The organism is Sodaliphilus sp. (genome assembly GCF_045598405.1).
GTDB lineage: Bacteria > Bacteroidota > Bacteroidia > Bacteroidales > Muribaculaceae > Sodaliphilus > Sodaliphilus limicaballi.
The window spans coordinates 24,566-40,718 of record NZ_JAZLLZ010000121.1 but is presented as its reverse complement, the minus strand read 5'-3'; the positions used below and the strand labels follow the sequence as shown (position 1 = coordinate 40,718).

At 48.4% G+C, this 16,153-nt stretch carries 15 protein-coding genes; 10 read left to right on the top strand and 5 right to left on the bottom strand.

Translation table 11 applies throughout. The features are described 5' to 3' along the window. Nucleotides 1–108 precede the first annotated feature (108 nt). The 4 genes from thrS (at nt 109) to rplT (ending at nt 3,519) form a co-directional block, all read left to right on the top strand. A complete protein-coding gene (thrS, locus tag ACKI3C_RS08555) occupies nt 109–2,043 on the top strand; it encodes a threonine--tRNA ligase (RefSeq protein WP_407404031.1) in 1,935 nt (644 codons plus the stop codon). A 76-nt stretch (nt 2,044–2,119) separates the two neighbouring features. Next, on the top strand, nt 2,120–2,770 hold the full coding sequence (gene infC, locus ACKI3C_RS08550) for a translation initiation factor IF-3 (RefSeq protein ID WP_407404029.1): 651 nt from the start codon (nt 2,120–2,122) through the stop codon (nt 2,768–2,770). 92 nt (nt 2,771–2,862) lie between these two features. Further along, nucleotides 2,863–3,060: a 50S ribosomal protein L35 gene (rpmI, locus tag ACKI3C_RS08545; RefSeq protein WP_407404027.1), complete on the top strand. Its 198-nt coding sequence runs from the start codon at nt 2,863–2,865 to the stop codon at nt 3,058–3,060. 108 nt (nt 3,061–3,168) lie between these two features. Continuing rightward, the gene (gene rplT / locus ACKI3C_RS08540; protein ID WP_407404025.1) at nt 3,169–3,519 is read left to right on the top strand and encodes a 50S ribosomal protein L20; all 351 of its coding nucleotides are present in this window, start codon (nt 3,169–3,171) and stop codon (nt 3,517–3,519) included. A 926-nt stretch (nt 3,520–4,445) separates the two neighbouring features. On the opposite strand, the gene ACKI3C_RS08535 is transcribed toward rplT, so the two are convergent. The 5 genes from ACKI3C_RS08535 to ACKI3C_RS08515 form a co-directional block, all read right to left on the bottom strand. Further along, entirely contained in the window at nt 4,446–6,152 is a 1,707-nt protein-coding gene (locus tag ACKI3C_RS08535; protein ID WP_407404023.1) for an acyl-CoA dehydrogenase family protein, read from the bottom strand. Between the two features lie 11 nt (nt 6,153–6,163). Continuing rightward, nucleotides 6,164–7,186 (bottom strand): electron transfer flavoprotein subunit alpha/FixB family protein, encoded by a 1,023-nt coding sequence (locus ACKI3C_RS08530; protein ID WP_407404021.1) that lies wholly within the window; start codon nt 7,184–7,186, stop codon nt 6,164–6,166. A gap of 12 nt (nt 7,187–7,198) precedes the next feature. Then, on the bottom strand, nt 7,199–8,068 hold the full coding sequence (locus tag ACKI3C_RS08525) for an electron transfer flavoprotein subunit beta/FixA family protein (protein WP_407404019.1): 870 nt from the start codon (nt 8,066–8,068) through the stop codon (nt 7,199–7,201). Between the two features lie 239 nt (nt 8,069–8,307). After that, nucleotides 8,308–9,408 carry a DNA-processing protein DprA gene (dprA, locus tag ACKI3C_RS08520; RefSeq protein ID WP_407404017.1) on the bottom strand — a complete coding sequence of 367 codons (1,101 nt, stop codon included), beginning with the start codon at nt 9,406–9,408 and terminating at the stop codon, nt 8,308–8,310. A 9-nt stretch (nt 9,409–9,417) separates the two neighbouring features. Continuing rightward, on the bottom strand, nt 9,418–9,831 hold the full coding sequence (locus tag ACKI3C_RS08515) for an acyl-CoA thioesterase (protein ID WP_407404015.1): 414 nt from the start codon (nt 9,829–9,831) through the stop codon (nt 9,418–9,420). Between the two features lie 89 nt (nt 9,832–9,920). Here ACKI3C_RS08515 and ACKI3C_RS08510 point away from each other — a divergent pair, with 89 nt between their 5' ends. From ACKI3C_RS08510 to ACKI3C_RS08485, 6 genes are all read left to right on the top strand, one after another. Next, a complete protein-coding gene (locus tag ACKI3C_RS08510) occupies nt 9,921–11,042 on the top strand; it encodes a carcinine hydrolase/isopenicillin-N N-acyltransferase family protein (RefSeq protein ID WP_407404013.1) in 1,122 nt (373 codons plus the stop codon). A gap of 1 nt (nt 11,043) precedes the next feature. Further along, the gene (locus ACKI3C_RS08505; RefSeq protein ID WP_407404011.1) at nt 11,044–11,436 is read left to right on the top strand and encodes a DMT family protein; all 393 of its coding nucleotides are present in this window, start codon (nt 11,044–11,046) and stop codon (nt 11,434–11,436) included. 80 nt (nt 11,437–11,516) lie between these two features. Then, on the top strand, nt 11,517–12,941 hold the full coding sequence (locus ACKI3C_RS08500; protein WP_407404009.1) for a transglutaminase family protein: 1,425 nt from the start codon (nt 11,517–11,519) through the stop codon (nt 12,939–12,941). A 20-nt stretch (nt 12,942–12,961) separates the two neighbouring features. Beyond that, nucleotides 12,962–14,113 (top strand): NlpC/P60 family protein, encoded by a 1,152-nt coding sequence (locus ACKI3C_RS08495; RefSeq protein WP_407404007.1) that lies wholly within the window; start codon nt 12,962–12,964, stop codon nt 14,111–14,113. 25 nt (nt 14,114–14,138) lie between these two features. Then, nucleotides 14,139–15,278 carry a dipeptide epimerase gene (locus ACKI3C_RS08490; RefSeq protein ID WP_407404005.1) on the top strand — a complete coding sequence of 380 codons (1,140 nt, stop codon included), beginning with the start codon at nt 14,139–14,141 and terminating at the stop codon, nt 15,276–15,278. A 93-nt stretch (nt 15,279–15,371) separates the two neighbouring features. Continuing rightward, complete coding sequence (locus ACKI3C_RS08485; RefSeq protein ID WP_407404003.1) at nt 15,372–16,151, top strand: SGNH/GDSL hydrolase family protein; 780 nt, start codon at nt 15,372–15,374, stop codon at nt 16,149–16,151. Nucleotides 16,152–16,153: the final 2 nt, after the last annotated feature.

Genomic DNA, 16,153 nt, shown 5'->3' with positions numbered 1-16,153 from the left:
TTGGGTTTAAATTTGCTTTTTATATAATAATGTGTTATCTTTGCATGTTATTTCACAAACCACATAGTGCCGTTGTATGGCACTATCTAACAAAAAAATATTTACAGTATGATTAACATTACTTTTCCTGATGGAAACATCAAGCAATTTGAGGATGGTGTAACTCCGTTCCAGGTTGCCGAGAGCATTAGCGCCGGACTGGCTCGTAACATTCTGGCTGCTACACTTAACGATGAGGAGTGGGACATCTCTCGCCCCATCACACACGACGGCGCAATCAAGTTCTTCAAGTGGGAAGACGAGGAAGGCAAGCACGCCTTCTGGCACACATCGGCCCACCTCCTTGCCGAGGCTCTGCAAGAACTTTACAAGGGAATCCAGTTCGGTATTGGTCCCGCCATTGAGAATGGTTTCTACTATGATATCGATCCCGGTGAGAATACCCTCACCAGCGCCGACTTTGCTAAGATTGAAAAGAAGATGTTGGAACTCGTGGCACGCAAGGAAGAAGTCGTGCGCCGCGACATCAGCAAGGCCGATGCACTCAAGTTCTTCGGCGACGGAGGCCAGACTCTCAAGTGCGAGCTCATCAACGAACTTGAGGATGGTCACATCACTACATATACTCAGGGTAACTTCACTGACCTGTGTCGTGGCCCGCACATTCCCACCACCGCACCCATCAAGGCTGTGAAGATTCTTTCACTCGCCGGCGCTTACTGGCGTGGCGACGAGAAGCGTCCGCAACTGGTGCGCGTTTATGGTATCACTTTCCCCAAGAAATCAATGCTCGATGAGTATTTGACTCTGCTCGAGGAAGCAAAGAAGCGCGACCACCGCAAGATAGGTAAGGACATGGAGCTCTTCGCGTTCTCTCAAAATGTGGGTGCCGGTTTGCCCCTGTGGCTGCCCAAGGGCGCTGCACTGCGCAATCGCTTGCAAGACTATCTTGCTAAAATCCAGAAGAAATATGGTTACCTGCAGGTGATCACTCCGCACATCGGCAACAAGAACCTGTATGTTACCAGCGGCCACTATGCTAAATACGGTAAAGACTCATTCCAACCCATCCACACACCCGAGGAGGGCGAGGAATACCTGTTGAAACCCATGAACTGTCCTCACCACTGCGAGATCTTCCGCACATCACCTCGCAGCTACAAAGACCTTCCCCTGCGCTTTGCAGAGTTCGGTACCGTTTACCGTTATGAGCAGAGTGGTGAGCTCCATGGCCTCACCCGCGTGCGCTCGTTCACCCAGGACGACGCCCATCTCTATTGTACGCCCGACCAGCTCAAGCAGGAATTCCTCAGCGTGATGGACATCATCAATCACATCTTGGGCGTGTTCGGTTTCGAGTATGAGGCACAGATCTCATTGCGCGACCCCAAGAATCCCACCAAGTATGTAGGCAGCGACGAGAACTGGCAGCGTGCCGAGCAGGCTATCATCGAGGCTTGCGCCGAGAAGGGTCTTCCCGCCAAGCAAGTTGAGGGTGAGGCTGCATTCTATGGTCCCAAACTCGACTTCATGGTTAAGGATGCCCTAGGTCGTCGCTGGCAGCTGGGTACTATCCAGGTTGACTACAACCTGCCCGAACGCTTCGGCCTCGAATATACAGGCACCGACAATAAGAAGCACCGTCCCATCATGATTCATCGTGCACCCTTCGGCTCGCTCGAACGCTTCGTGGCTGTGCTGCTTGAGCACACTGCCGGCAAGCTCCCCTTGTGGCTCGTGCCCGACCAGGTCGTTGTGCTTCCCATCAGTGAGAAATACAACGACTATGCTAAACACGTTGTCGACGAACTCAACGACAAGGACGTGCGCGCTATCATCGACGATCGCAACGAAAAAATCGGTAAAAAGATACGCGATAACGAACTCAAACGCATACCCTACCTGCTCATCGTGGGTGAAAAAGAAGCATCAAATGAAGAAGTTTCTGTAAGAAAACAGGGCGAAGGTGATAAAGGTTCGAAAAAAATTACTATCTTTGCAGACGAAATCAATGCCGAAGTGGCAGAGATGATGAATAAGTGATAATTCAACCTGTTGTCCCTCAGGGGATAACGGGTTGTAATAATGCTTGAATTTATATTAATTTTAAAATTACTGAATGCAGAAAAAACCTTATTGGTCAGGACCGAAGCGTCCGTCAGCACCAGCCGCAGGCAACAATGGCCCTCGTCCACAGGGTGGCCGTCGTCAGCAGGGCGGAAAAAAAGACAAAGATGCCCACGCTATTAACGACGAGATCAAAGCACGCGAGGTGCGTCTCGTGGGTGACAACGTGGAGGAAGGTATTTACCCCATAGCCAAGGCGCTCAAGGTAGCCGATGAACTTGAACTCGACTTGATTGAGATTGCTCCCATGGCTCAGCCTCCCGTGTGCCGCGTCATGGACTATCAGAAGTTCTTGTACCAGCAGCGTAAGCGTCTCAAGGAGCAAAAGGCCAAGTCTGTTAAGGTCGTAGTCAAGGAGATCCGTTTCGGCCCGCAGACCGACGAGCATGACTATAACTTCAAGATGAAGCACGCCATTGAGTTCCTCAAAGAAGGTTCCAAGGTGAAGTCTTATGTGTTCTTCAAAGGACGTTCTATCCTTTTCAAGGAACAAGGCGAGGAGTTACTGCTCCGCTTTGCCAACGACCTGGAAGAGTATGGAAAGGTTGACCAGCTTCCCGTGCTTGAGGGTAAGCGCATGACCATCATGCTGTCACCGCGCAAACCTGCTGCGAAGAAGAAGGAAGAAAAACCTGCTGAGTAATTTCGAGTTAAGAAAAAGAAAAGGGGCATTAGGCTTGGTAAGTGCCTGGTCCCCGGTAATTAATAATAATTATTTTTTTAAACAACAACAAAATGCCAAAAGTTAAAACTAATTCCGGTGCCAAAAAAAGGTTCTCCTTTACCGGAACAGGAAAGATCAAAAGAGGTCACGCTTACAAGAGTCACATTCTGACTAAAAAGACAAAGAAGCAGAAACGCAGACTTACTCACGTTAGTCTCGTTGACAAAGCTAACATGAATTCAGTTCGCTTGATGCTTGTCAAGAAGTAATTCCTTTTTATTATCTTTCACAAGAGATTTTTATCATTTTTACTAACCGAATGCCCAGCACAAAGAGTTTGCAAGCCAAACCGCTGACATTCAAAACGATTTAAAAAAATGCCAAGATCAGTTAATCACGTAGCTTCAAGAGCTAAACGCAAGAAAATCTTAAAACTTACAAGAGGTTATTTCGGCGCCCGTAAGAACGTCTGGACCGTTGCCAAGAACACTTGGGAGAAAGGTCTTACCTATGCTTATGCTGACCGCAAGAAGAAAAAACGCAACTTCCGTGCGCTTTGGATTCAGCGTATCAACGCAGCTGCACGTCTTGAGGACCTCTCTTACAGCAAGTTGATGGGTCTCATCCATAAGGCTGGTATCCAAATCAACCGCAAGGTGCTTGCCGACCTGGCAATGAATAACCCCGAGGCTTTCAAGGCTATCGTTGAGAAGGCAAAGAACGCCTAATCACTAGTCGCGTAAAGTAACTGAAAAAACGAGCATGGTATTATACCATCGCTCGTTTTTTACTTTTATTGTCTAAAGAAATCAGTGTAATCATCTGACTTTCGGACCAGCTGATTTTCCCGGTTGGTAAAGCATGAAATGGAAAGGGGAGAGTGGGTGAAACATCCCTCTAGGTATGTGATATGGTATGCAGCCATGCAGACGTGCCATGGTACGCCTGCATGGCTGTTAATATTGGTAAGAATAATGAATCACCAAACAACTTGCCACTACAGCATATGATATTAATTATTAGTGTCCGGTAAAAATAGAAATATAAGCCAGAACTTATTGATAACAAATACATTATAACAAAAACAATCAGAGGCGGCTTGCTTTGTGACATCGAAGATGTCGGCGGCCTGCTTCATAAAACTCCATGCCATGTGCGTCGAAGATGCACATGAGCATGGGGTAGGCTATACAGTATATAGGAGCCTCGTAGAGGGGCTACATCGTCCTGATTGCGGGCAATATCGCGTTGGTGTTCCTCTCCGAGGCACGTTTTCGTGTAGCTTCCATCCCATGCTGCGCACCTCTTCGAGGCTGCTTGCATGGGGTTTGATTTCATCGAGCTCGCCAAGGCTCGGTTCGCATGGTGAGACTCTTCAAGCCTCTAACGTCTCCGATGTTTTTACCGGGCACTAATAGATATTAATGTAACTCCCCTTAATACCCAAAGGTATGGTTTGCTTGTGGTACTTTTATTCCAGCCATATCGTCCTGCATTTGCAGGCCTTCATGCTGGCTACCGTATTCCATTCCTATGGGATGGTCACAACGTGACACCAACTAGGGAAATTCGCTAATCTAGATTCACTAACAGAAAAAACGAGAGGGACACTCATTTGTGAGCATCCCTCTTGGTATATTAAGTAAATTGTAATTTACTCAGCTTTGAAGCTCTCGAGGTCTTCGGCCTTGAAATTCTTCACATAAGTGTAGTGACCGTTAACGTTAGCTTCAGCCATCTGTACATAAACTTGTGCACTCTTGGCAAACAGCTCGGGAGCCTTTGTTGCATCGTCAAGAATGAGCAGAGACATGATGATTTCACCAGTCATGTCATAGAGGCGACGAGCCAAGAAGTCGTGAGAGTCGATGTCGCTACCCTTGAGGATTGCTACTGCCTCCTCGTAGAGCTCAACGAGTTTCTCAACGCGAGCCTTGAGGGGCTTGAGATTCTCGGCAACCTCACTCTGAAGCATCTCCTTGATGTGAGCGAGGTATGCACCGTTAGTGATATAGCGAACAGCAGCAACAACCTGCAGCTGAGTTGTACCCTCATAGATAGAGAAGATGCGAGCGTCACGGAAGAGTCGCTGGCACTTGTACTCCATGATGAAGCCTGAACCGCCGTGTACTGAAATTGAGTCGTAGGCGTTCTGGTTAGCATACTCAGAGTTCATACCCTTTGCAAGTGGAGTGAACGCATCGGCGATGCGAGAATACTTCTTCATCTCCTGACGTTCTTCGGGAGTGAGTGTGCGCTCTCGAGCGATATCCTCGAGTGCCTTGTAGATGTCAACGTAACGAGATGTCATGTAAAGCAGTGATCGGCCAGCGTCGAGTTTAGCTTTCATGCGAGACAGCATGTCGTAAACAGCGGGGAAGGTGATAATTTTCTTGCCAAACTGTGCACGCTCCTTGGCATAAGCGAGAGCCTCGTTGTAAGCCTCTTGCTCCACGCCCACACTCTGTGCTGCGATACCCAGACGAGCACCGTTCATCAGCGCCATAACATACTTGATGAGACCCAGACGAGTGCTACCACACAGTTCTGCCTTAGCGTTCTTGTAAGTAAGCTCGCATGTGGGTGAGCCATGGATACCAAGCTTGTGCTCGATGTGACGAACGTCAACGCCGCCGTCGCGCTTGTCATAGATGAACATTGACAATCCGCGGCCGTCCTTTGTGCCTTCCTCGCTACGAGCGAGCACCAGGTGAATGTCGCTGTCACCGTTGGTAATGAAGCGCTTCACACCGTTCAGACGCCAGCAGTTGTTCTCCTCGTCGAATGTCGCCTTGAGCATCACACGCTGCAAGTCGCTACCTGCATCGGGCTCGGTGAGGTCCATTGACATTGTCTCGCCCTGGCTGATGCGGGGGATGTACTTTGCACGCTGCTCTTCGCTACCAAACTCATACAGAGTGTCGATACAGCTCTGGAGACTCCACACGTTCTGGAAACCTGCATCGGCTGCACTGATGATCTCGCTTAACATTGAGAAAGTGGTGTTGGGCAGGTTGAGACCGCCAAAGCGGCGAGGCATTGAGACGCCCCACAAACCAGCCTTGCGAGTCACGTCAAGATTCTCGTAAGTCTTTGATGCATAAATCATGCGTCCATTCTCCAAGTGGGGGCCTTCGAGGTCCACGTCCTCGCTATTAGGAGCAATGATATTAGCAGCGATGTCGCCAGTGATGTCAAGAATTCTCTTATAGTTCTCGATAGCATCCTCATAGTTTACGGGAGCATCGGCATATTGTTCTTTATCGGCATAGTTGCGTTCCTTGAGGTCAACGATGCGCTTCATGAGTGGGTGATTCAGGTGGAACCCAATCTCAGGATGATCAGTATAATAATTTGCCATGATGTGATTCTTTACTTACTGTTTTGTTTGTAATACTTGATGAGTTTGGGTACAACTTCCTCAACCGAGCCCACGATTACATAGTCAGCAATCTTGTTGATGGGAGCATCGGGATCAGTGTTGATAGAAATGATGATACCTGCGTCCTGCATACCAGCGATGTGCTGGATCTGTCCAGAGATACCGCAAGCGATATAAACCTTGGGATGTACGGTTACACCAGTCTGGCCGACCTGACGATCGTGGTCAACCCAGCCTGCATCAACAGCAGCGCGAGAAGCACCTACCTCGCCATGGAGTTCCTTTGCGAGAACAAACAGCTGGTCGAATGCCTCCTTGCTACCCACACCGTAACCACCGGCAACAACGATAGCAGCACCCTTGAGGTTGTGTTTAGCAGCCTCAACGTGGCGGTCGAGCACCTTAACCACGAAGTCGGTCTCGGGAACATACTTTGCAACTTCGGGATAAACAACTTCACCCTTGGCCTTGCCTTCGTAGAGAGCCTTCTGCATCACGCCTGAGCGCACTGTTGCCATCTGGGGACGATGCTCGGGGTTAACGATGGTGGCTACAATGTTACCACCAAATGCGGGGCGAATCTGATAAAGCAGGTTGTCATAGTGCTGCTTTGTGCGCACGTCGTCATAGTCGCCGATTTCGAGTTCGGTACAGTCGGCAGTAAGGCCGCTGGTGAGTGAAGAAGAAACGCGGGGACCCAGGTCGCGGCCAATCACGGTAGCACCCATGAGGCAGATTTGGGGATTCTCCTCTTTGAAGAGATTCACGAGGATGTCGGTGTGAGGAGCCGATGTGTAGGGGAATAATCCTTCGGCATCGAAAACGAACAACTTGTCAACACCGTAGGGCAGGATCTGTTCTTCAACCTTGCCCTTAATACCTGTACCAGCGACAACCGCATCGAGGTCAACGCCCAGTTCGGTAGCGAGTTTGCGGCCCTTGGTGAGCAGCTCTTGAGATACCTCGGCAACAGTAGTGCCTTCAATCTCGCAATATACTATTACATTATTCATAAAGTTCTACTATTAACCGATAATCTTATCATTCAACAATTCTTGTACAAGGCTTTCAACATCGGCATCACTGCCAGTGAGAGTCTTACTTTCCTTCGCCTGGAACACGATATTTACGACGTTCTTCACCTTTGTGGGCGAACCGCTCATACCGCACTGTGCGGGATCAGCATCGATGTCGGCAACGCTCCACTGGTTGAGGGTGAGGTAGGGACGCTCGTTATAGAGATCGGCCCAGGGCTCATCACCCTTGCGCTCCATGGGGCAAGTTGCATATTTGTACTTCATCACCAGCTTGGCATTGCAGGGGCGGCAAGGAGCAGCGCTGCCGTTAACAGTAACAACCACAGGAAGCGGAGCCCCGACGGTCTCAACGCCACCGTCGATGTGACGGCGAATAGTTGCCTTGCCATTTTCAATCTTGAGGATCTCTTCGGCATAGGTTACCTGGTTCAAGCCAAGTTTCTGTGCCACCTGGGGACCTACCTGTGCTGTATCGCCGTCGATAGCCTGGCGACCACCAATCACGATGTCAACATTGCCAATCTTCTTGATGGCAGTTGCGAGCGCATAGCTTGTTGCCAAAGTGTCGGCACCGGCAAAGCCGCGGTCGGTAAGCAACCAACCTGTGTCAGCTCCGCGGTAGAGACCCTGGCGAATGATTTCGCCAGCACTGGGGAGACCCATTGTAAGCATTCCAACAGTTGATCCGGGGTGTTGTTCCTTCAAGCGCAGAGCCTGCTCAAGCGCATTGAGGTCTTCGGGGTTGAAAATTGCGGGAAGGGCAGCACGGTTGATTGTGCCGTCGGCCTTCATCGCGTCTTTACCCACGTTGCGAGTATCTGGCACTTGCTTGGCCAGTACAACGATGTTCAAACTCATAATACCTTTTTAGTTTGTTTTATATGTTAATATATTCAATGTTCTATTTTTCAACCCACAAAGATACTCAAAAACTCGCATACCACCAAAGCACTTACCCCCTTTAATTCTTTTTCACACAAAAACTGGCCCCAAAAAACACAAATTCACTGTTTTTGTGGGTGAAAATGTGTTTTTTTAGTTAACCGCTTGGTCGTGCCCTCTGAAACGAGGGAGGCAATCACCGTGTGTGAATGTTTTTAATGTGGGGCGTATCGGCTGCCGGGGAGGGCAATGACAAGTCCTTTGCAGTCGAGGTCAACAAGGGTGCTCATCACTTTGTAGATGGGGATGCCCATTTGCGACGAGATGGTGTTGATGTGCGAATCGCTGTTGGCTTTAAGGAAATCGAGTATCTTTTGCTCCTCGTCGTTGAGTTGGGGAAATAGTTCGAGCTGCTTCGCTGCTGTGCTTTTAGTGTCCCATCTCATTGCCGAAGTGATGTCGTCGGCCGAAGTGATGCACAACGCCTGGTTGTTGTGAATGAGTTTGTTGCATCCGCGAGAGAACTCATCGCTCACTCGCCCCGGGACGGCAAAAACGTCTCTGTTATAATTTTGCGCGAGGGAAGCCGTGACGAGCGCTCCGCCACGCGCTGCCGATTCGACGACAAGCGTGCAGTCGCTCAAAGCGGCAATGATGCGATTGCGCGCCAGGAAGTTGCCCTTGTGTATCTCGTCTTGGCTTTGGTAGTCGGTGAGCACCATGCCGCCGTCACGCACGATGTTAATGGCGTCGTTCCGGTGGTCGGCAGGATAGATTCGGTTCAGTCCTCGGGGCATAACTGCAACGGTGGGCGTGCTGGTGGTCAGTGCTGCACGATGGGCGGTGATGTCGATGCCGTAAGCAAGTCCGCTTACAATAACCAGGTCGTCAATTCTGTCGTGTAAATCACGCACGATGTCGCGGCACATGGTGATGCCATAGCTGGTGGCATGCCTTGTGCCCACGATGCTGATCATGTGCCTGGCATTAAGGTTGCAACTGCCCGATGCGTATAGCAATAATGGTGCATCGCATGCTTCAAGTAGGCGGGTGGGATAGTCTTTGTCGGTATAGTATAATAGCTTTATGTTATTGTTTTGCAAGAACTTTAACTCGGTTTCGGCTTTTCTTATTTGCTGGTTGCGGTAGTCTTGCTTGTAGATGCGGCTACGTCCGCCGGTGAGTTGTTTTAATTGCTCTTCGGGCATTGAGAAGAATTCTTTTTCACTGCCCACCACGTCGAGTAGTTTTTGTGCCAGTTCGATGCCCATGCCCCTGATAGAAGCAAATGCAATTTTATACAACAAGTCTTGCATGATGATAGTTTATGGATTAGGTTCTAGATAATCTTTGAAAGCATTGAAAAGTTTTTCGCCTCGAGACAGTTTCCCTCCTTCAAGAGTGACAACGCTCACGTCGGCTTTGACTGCGATGTCGCCAGAGTCCTTGTGGAAAATGGTTTGGTGGAAGATGAATCGCACGCCTTTGCCTTCGACCCAGAGTTTACTCACCATGGTGTCACCGCTTTTTAAAGGTTTCTTGTAGTCGATCTCAACTCGTGATAACACAGGCGTGATGCCGTCGGCTTCCATTTGTGCAAAGGAGTATCCAGCATGCTTGCAGAAAGCGTGCCGGGTGTGCTCGAGGTAGTGCAAGTAATTGGCATTATTGACGATGCCTTCGCTGTCGAGTTCGTAATCGCGAACGTCGAGTTCTAGTTCAAAAATAAATTTATCCATGCATCATGTAGTTTATTTGTGTGCAAAGATACAAATAAATTTGGTCAGTTTACAAGTTATTTGTAATTTTGGAGAAAATATATATAAATATGAAACGAATTATAATAGTAATGTCGCTGCTATGCAGTGTGATGCTCGGCGAGGCATGTACCTCGGCAATCGTGAGCGGCAGTCTCACGGCCAATGGTCGCCCGCTCTTGTGGAAAAACCGTGACACCAACGACCAGAACAATAGGGTGGAGCGAGTAAAGGCCCACGACGGCCTGTATGAGTTTGTGGGACTTTTTGATGCTCGCGACCTGCGTGACACGGCTGCATGGATGGGTTTCAACGAGAAGGGTTTCGCTATCATGAACACTGCGTCATATAACCTGAACAACGATAATGTGCCCGAGAAAGACATGGACAAAGAGGGCGTGGTGATGCGCATGGCTCTGGAACGTTGCGTCACTGTCGATGACTTTGAGAAATTGCTCAACGACCTTCCCAAACCGATGGGCGTGGAGGCAAATTTCGGAGTAATCGACGCACAAGGTAACGGTGCTTATTTTGAGACTGGTAACTATAAGTACGTGAAGTATGACTTGAAAGACGAGCCCAGTGGTATTATCACTCGAACTAATTACTCTTATAGTGGCGTGAAAGACAAAGGTTATGGATATGTGAGGGAAAAGAACGAGCAGTATCTGCTGAAAAAGCATATTGCCGCCAAGGATATAACTCCGTCGGTTTTCACAGAAGAGATTTCACGCACATTCTATCACAGCGTGCTAGGCAAGAACTATAACAATGGGTCGCAACGATATGTTGTGGACCAAGATTTCATACCGCGCAGGATAAGTACTGCGTCAACGGTAATCGAAGGGGTGCTGCCCGGCGAGGATGCATCTCTCACCACAATGTGGATTGCTCTGGGTTATCCTCCCTGTGCCGACATCCACATGGTAAATACAGGAGAGGGCGGTGTCCCTGCCGAATTGAGCGGTACAGGCCAAGATAATCATTCGCCTCAATGCGACAAAGTGCAAAAACGCAAAAGCGAGGTGTTCTCGCTGAAACGTGATAACGGGAAGCAATATGTTGATTTGAGCAAGTTGTATAACAAGAAGGGAACAGGTTATTGTCAGACACTTGTGAAGGAGAATATGAGGAAATATGCCGAAGGGTATAAGATGCTTGAAGAAAAACGAAAAAAACTGCAACAGAAATAATATGATGAATAGTACTATATGGACTGGCGTGGCGACAATCGCCATGCTCATCGTGTCGAATGTGGTGATGACCCTGGCGTGGTATGGGCACTTGAAACTGCAAACAATGGGCGTCACCAGCAACTGGCCGCTGATAGGTGTTATTTTGCTGTCGTGGGGCATCGCTTTCTTTGAATATTGTTTCATGGTACCGGCCAACAGGATCGGGTTTATAGGCAATGGCGGACCGTTCTCGTTGCTCCAGCTCAAGATTGTCCAGGAGGCGTTGACGTTGATTATTTTCACGGCATTTGTCACTATCTTTTTCAAGAGTGAAACATTGCATTGGAACCACTTTGTGTCTTATGGTTTGCTGATTTTGGCCGTGTTTTTTGCTTTTCTTGACCCGAAATGAAAAAAAGACAAAGCTAGATGCTGAAAAATTTAAGCAAATTTCTTAACTTTGTAAAATATTGAAAGAATAAACCTGAAAGAATGAAAACTAAATCTATTTTAACCCTAGCAACAGCCGCCATAATGGGCGTGATGGGACATGCTGCCCAGGCATCGTGGCAGACAACTGTGGACCAAATGATAGCAAACGGAGAGTTCAAGAACGCTGAAACCTTGATGAATAAACTCCCTGCCAAGGAACGCAAGGCACAGGCAGTGCGTATTGACTCGCTCAACACTATCATGGATCGCATACGCAAGGATTTCACATTGACTCCTGAAGCTGGTCTTGAAAAAATCAAAGAACGTGTGCCTGGTGTGACCAACGCACAAATACAGCGATGGAAAGAACTTCACAAAATCGAATACATGGTTATTGATGGCAAGGAATGGTGGTTCAAGAAGAGCGTAGGCAACTTGTGGCTTCTTGCCGATGAATTTGCCACCGACCATGCCAAGGATAAGGAAGACGATTACAAGTATTATCGCAACCATTTCCTGCAAGCGATGAAAAGCGCCCCCGACGCTAATGGCGTGCGCAACTGGAGTACAGTGAACATCACATTCTCACTCGATGTTAAGGCCGATGCCGTTCCCGCGGGTGAGACAGTGAGGGTGTGGATGCCGTTCCCGCATGAAACATTGCGCCAGCGCAATATCAAGATGCTTGCCTCTGATCATGACGTTACTATGAGCGAAAGTGTATCCAAGCACCATACGGTGTATATGGAAGACGTGGCACAGAAAGGCAAACCTCTCCATTTTGAATACACATTCAGTTATGAAGTGGGTGAACGCCACATCGCTAAGGATGACATGCTGACAATGCTCGAACCCTATGACAAGAACAGCGAAGTATATAAGCGCTACACCATGAGCGAGGGCCGTCACATCGTGATTACTGATGAGATCAGGGCTAAAGCAAAAGAGATTGTGGGCGACGAGACTAACCCTGTGGAGCAGGCTGCATTGCTGTGCATGTGGATTGGCCGCACATTCCCCTGGGCTGGGGCCCGAGAATACAGCACGCTGGCCAACATACCCGACTATGTCCTAACCAATGGCCATGGTGATTGCGGCCAGGTGGCATTGCTTTATATCACTATGTGCCGAAGCCTAGGTATTCCTGCAAGGTGGGAGAGTGGTTACATGCTTCACCCCGGATATGAGAACTACCACGACTGGGCAGAGACTTACTATGAAGGAGTGGGTTGGGTGCCTACCGATCCCTCGTTCTGCCGCAGCACTGTTGATACTCCGCTCAATAACTACTATGTGACCGGAATTGACATGTATCGCTTGGCAACCAACGAAGCCGTGGGTGATGTGTTGAGCCCGAGTAAGACTTACATACGCAGTGAAACCGTTGACTTCCAGCCCGGTGAAGTGGAATGGAAGGGCGGAAACCTCTATTATGACTCTTTCGGTTCTTCATTGAAAGTTAATAGCATCACTCCTATTAAATAATTATCGTAAACATATAGACTATGAATAAAGTATCAAGAATATTGCTTGTTGTCGTAGCAGCTTGTATTGCTGGCAGCATGTGGGCAGCCACTCCCCGAGAAATCGTTAATTCCCTGAAACAGCGCATCGCTTCTGACAAACGCACTGCCGTGTGGGATGTCAAGACCGTGTCGCAGAAAGGTGTCCTTACAATTGTGGGCACCGTGGGCACTGTTGACTTGAAAGAAGCTGTGACTGCCGAATTCCAGAAAAACGGTTATAACAAGTTCTCTAATAATCTTATTGTCCTTGAAAACGCTGTGCCTGAGGGCAAACGATGGGCAATAGTGAAGTTGGGCCTTGCATCGCTCCGTTGTGAAGGTGCCCACTCGGCCGAGATGGCCACCCAGGCAATAATGGGAACACCGGTCAAAGTTCTTGAATATGACGCTGATGATTGGTGCCGCGTGGTTACGCCTGATGACTACATCTCATATGTACCCTCAAGTTCAATCAGTTTCAAGACCGATGAAGAAATGGCGCAATGGCGCAAGGCCGACCGATATATCGTGACTACCTATTGCACTCGCCTGGTCACTGAACCCAAAGGGGATGAGACGATTACTGACCTTACCTTGGGATGCATCCTTGAGTACAAGGGAGAGAAAAAAGGTTGGGTATGCCTGGCAACTCCTGATGGCCGTGTGGGATATGTCGAGAAAGAGTCGGTTGAATCGCTCAACACATGGAAACAACAATCATTTAACGCTGACTTGATTGAGCGCACAGCTCGCCGCATGATGGGTTCAGGCTACTTGTGGGGCGGCACCTCTACCAAGGTTACCGACTGCTCGGGTTTGTCAAAGATCAGTTATTTTTCTAATGGTATCATCTTGCAGCGCGACGCATCGCAGCAGGCTCTCACTGGTGAGAAATTTAGTGACTATCATGATGCCAAGCTTGGCGACTTGCTGTTCTTTGGCAATGCAAAGACTGGCCGCGTGACCCATGTGGGCATATACCTGCGTGACGGAAAGTACATTCACTGCTCTGGTCAAGTGAAGATTAACAGCCTTGACCCCAAGGACCCTGCTTATCTTTACTCAACATTGTCGATAAGTCGCATTGATGGAAAGATAGGCACAAAGGGCATCACTACTGTTGCCCAGCACAAGTGGTATTTTGATAATTAATTAGTATAAATTAAAATTTTAAGATATGGATAGACGTAAATTTCTTGCTGGCGCAGGTCTAGGTATCCTTGCCGCAGCATCACCCATTTCGCTCTCTGCTATAGAGAATGTAATTCAACCCAAACCTCGCAAAAGCGGAAGATTGAACTTGTCATTTTTCCCTTATGAACTGAAGTTGAGACACGCTTTTAACCTGGCACGTTATAGCCGCACAACAACACCTGATGTGCAGGTGCAGCTGGAATATGACGGTGTGATAGGTTATGGCGAGGCTTCAATGCCTCCCTATCTGGGCGAATCGGTTGAGAGTGTAACAAAGTTCCTCAGTTCGCTTGACCTGACACAATTCAGCGATCCATTCTGTATTGATGATATTCTCACTTATGTTGATAACGTAGCGCCCAACAACCGTGCGGCGAAGGCTAGTGTTGATATTGCCCTTCATGACTTGCTGGGTAAACTCATGGGTCAGCCTTGGTACAAGATTTGGGGTTATAATCCAGAAAAAACTCCTTGCACAAGTTTTACTATCGGCATTGACACAGAGGAGGTTGTTCGCAAGAAAGTGGAAGAAGCACGTCCTTACAAGGTAATCAAGGTGAAGATGGGTCTCGACAACGACCGTGAGACTATCAATATCATCAGGGAAATGATGCCCGACGTGCCACTGTGCGTTGATGTTAACCAGGGTTGGAAAACAAAGGAGCATGGTCTCGAGATGTGCCATTGGCTTGCTGAACGCAACTGTCTCTTCGTGGAGCAACCGTTTGACAAGACCTGGATCGACGAGACTGCATGGCTGCGCGAGCGCTCGCCACTGCCCATTATTGCCGATGAAGCATTCCAGCGTCTTCCTGACATCGTGCGATTCAAGGGCGTGTATGATGGCATCAATATCAAACTCATGAAGAGCACAGGCTTGTATGAGGCTCACAAGATGGTGACTCTGGCTCATGCGCTCGACATGAAGGTGATGCTGGGCTGTATGACCGAGACTTCATGTGCTGTGACAGCCGCTGCCAATCTGGCTCCCGTTGTTGACTATTGTGATCTTGATGGTAACTTGTTGATTGCCAACGATCGTTTCAGCGGTATGACAGTTGAAAACGGTAAGGTTACACTTCACGATGTGCCGGGCCTGGGCATCAAGTTGCTTGACAAATAATTGCTTGAAATTGAATAGAAATCACCTGTGAAGGGACTGTGTGCCTAATAGTGCATTGTTCCTTCTCAGGTTAATGTTTTTAAAGAAAAAAGTATGAAAAAACCGATTATCGGTGTAGTTGCGATATTGTTATTGGGATTGGCAGTCTTTGCTGGTCTCTCGTTTTGGGGAGACGGTATTGACATAGGGTCAACCCATATCAAAACAGGTTCTTTTGCCGAGAACATGCTCACGCCTCCCGATACTGCTACAAGTGCTGCTGCTAATGTTGAAGATAGCGTGAAAAAATCTAATGTGCGCCAGCCCTTGGACACTACGTCGAAGGTGATTTTGTTTGCTGGCGACTCGATGTTGGAGGGACTGGGTCCGCGAATGGCTGCATACGCCACAGCCAACGGTCACACGCTTATTAATGTGATATGGTATAGCTCTACGACCGAGATATGGGGTAGAGGAACACGCTTGAAGGAACGCATTGAAGAGTTTCATCCTGATTTTATCTTCATCAGTCTGGGTGGTAACGAATTGTTCGTTAGTGATATAAAGAAAAAACGACAAAAGTATTTAAATAACATGCTTGAACAGATAGGAGATATCCCCTATGTGTGGATAGGCCCTCCTAATTGGAAACCTGATACAGGCATAAATGACATGCTTGCTGAAAGCGTGGCCCCAGGTTCGTTTTATTTGAGCAACGGACAGCATTTTGACCGTGCAAAGGATGGCGCTCATCCCACACGCCAGTCGGCTGCCGCATGGTGCGACCGCATCTGCAAGTGGGTGATGGACTCGTCTTATCATCCCATAAAGCTTGAGGTGCCTGCCGAGGCAAAAGGCAAGTGCAAGACTATTGTATATCAACCTGAAGTATAAAA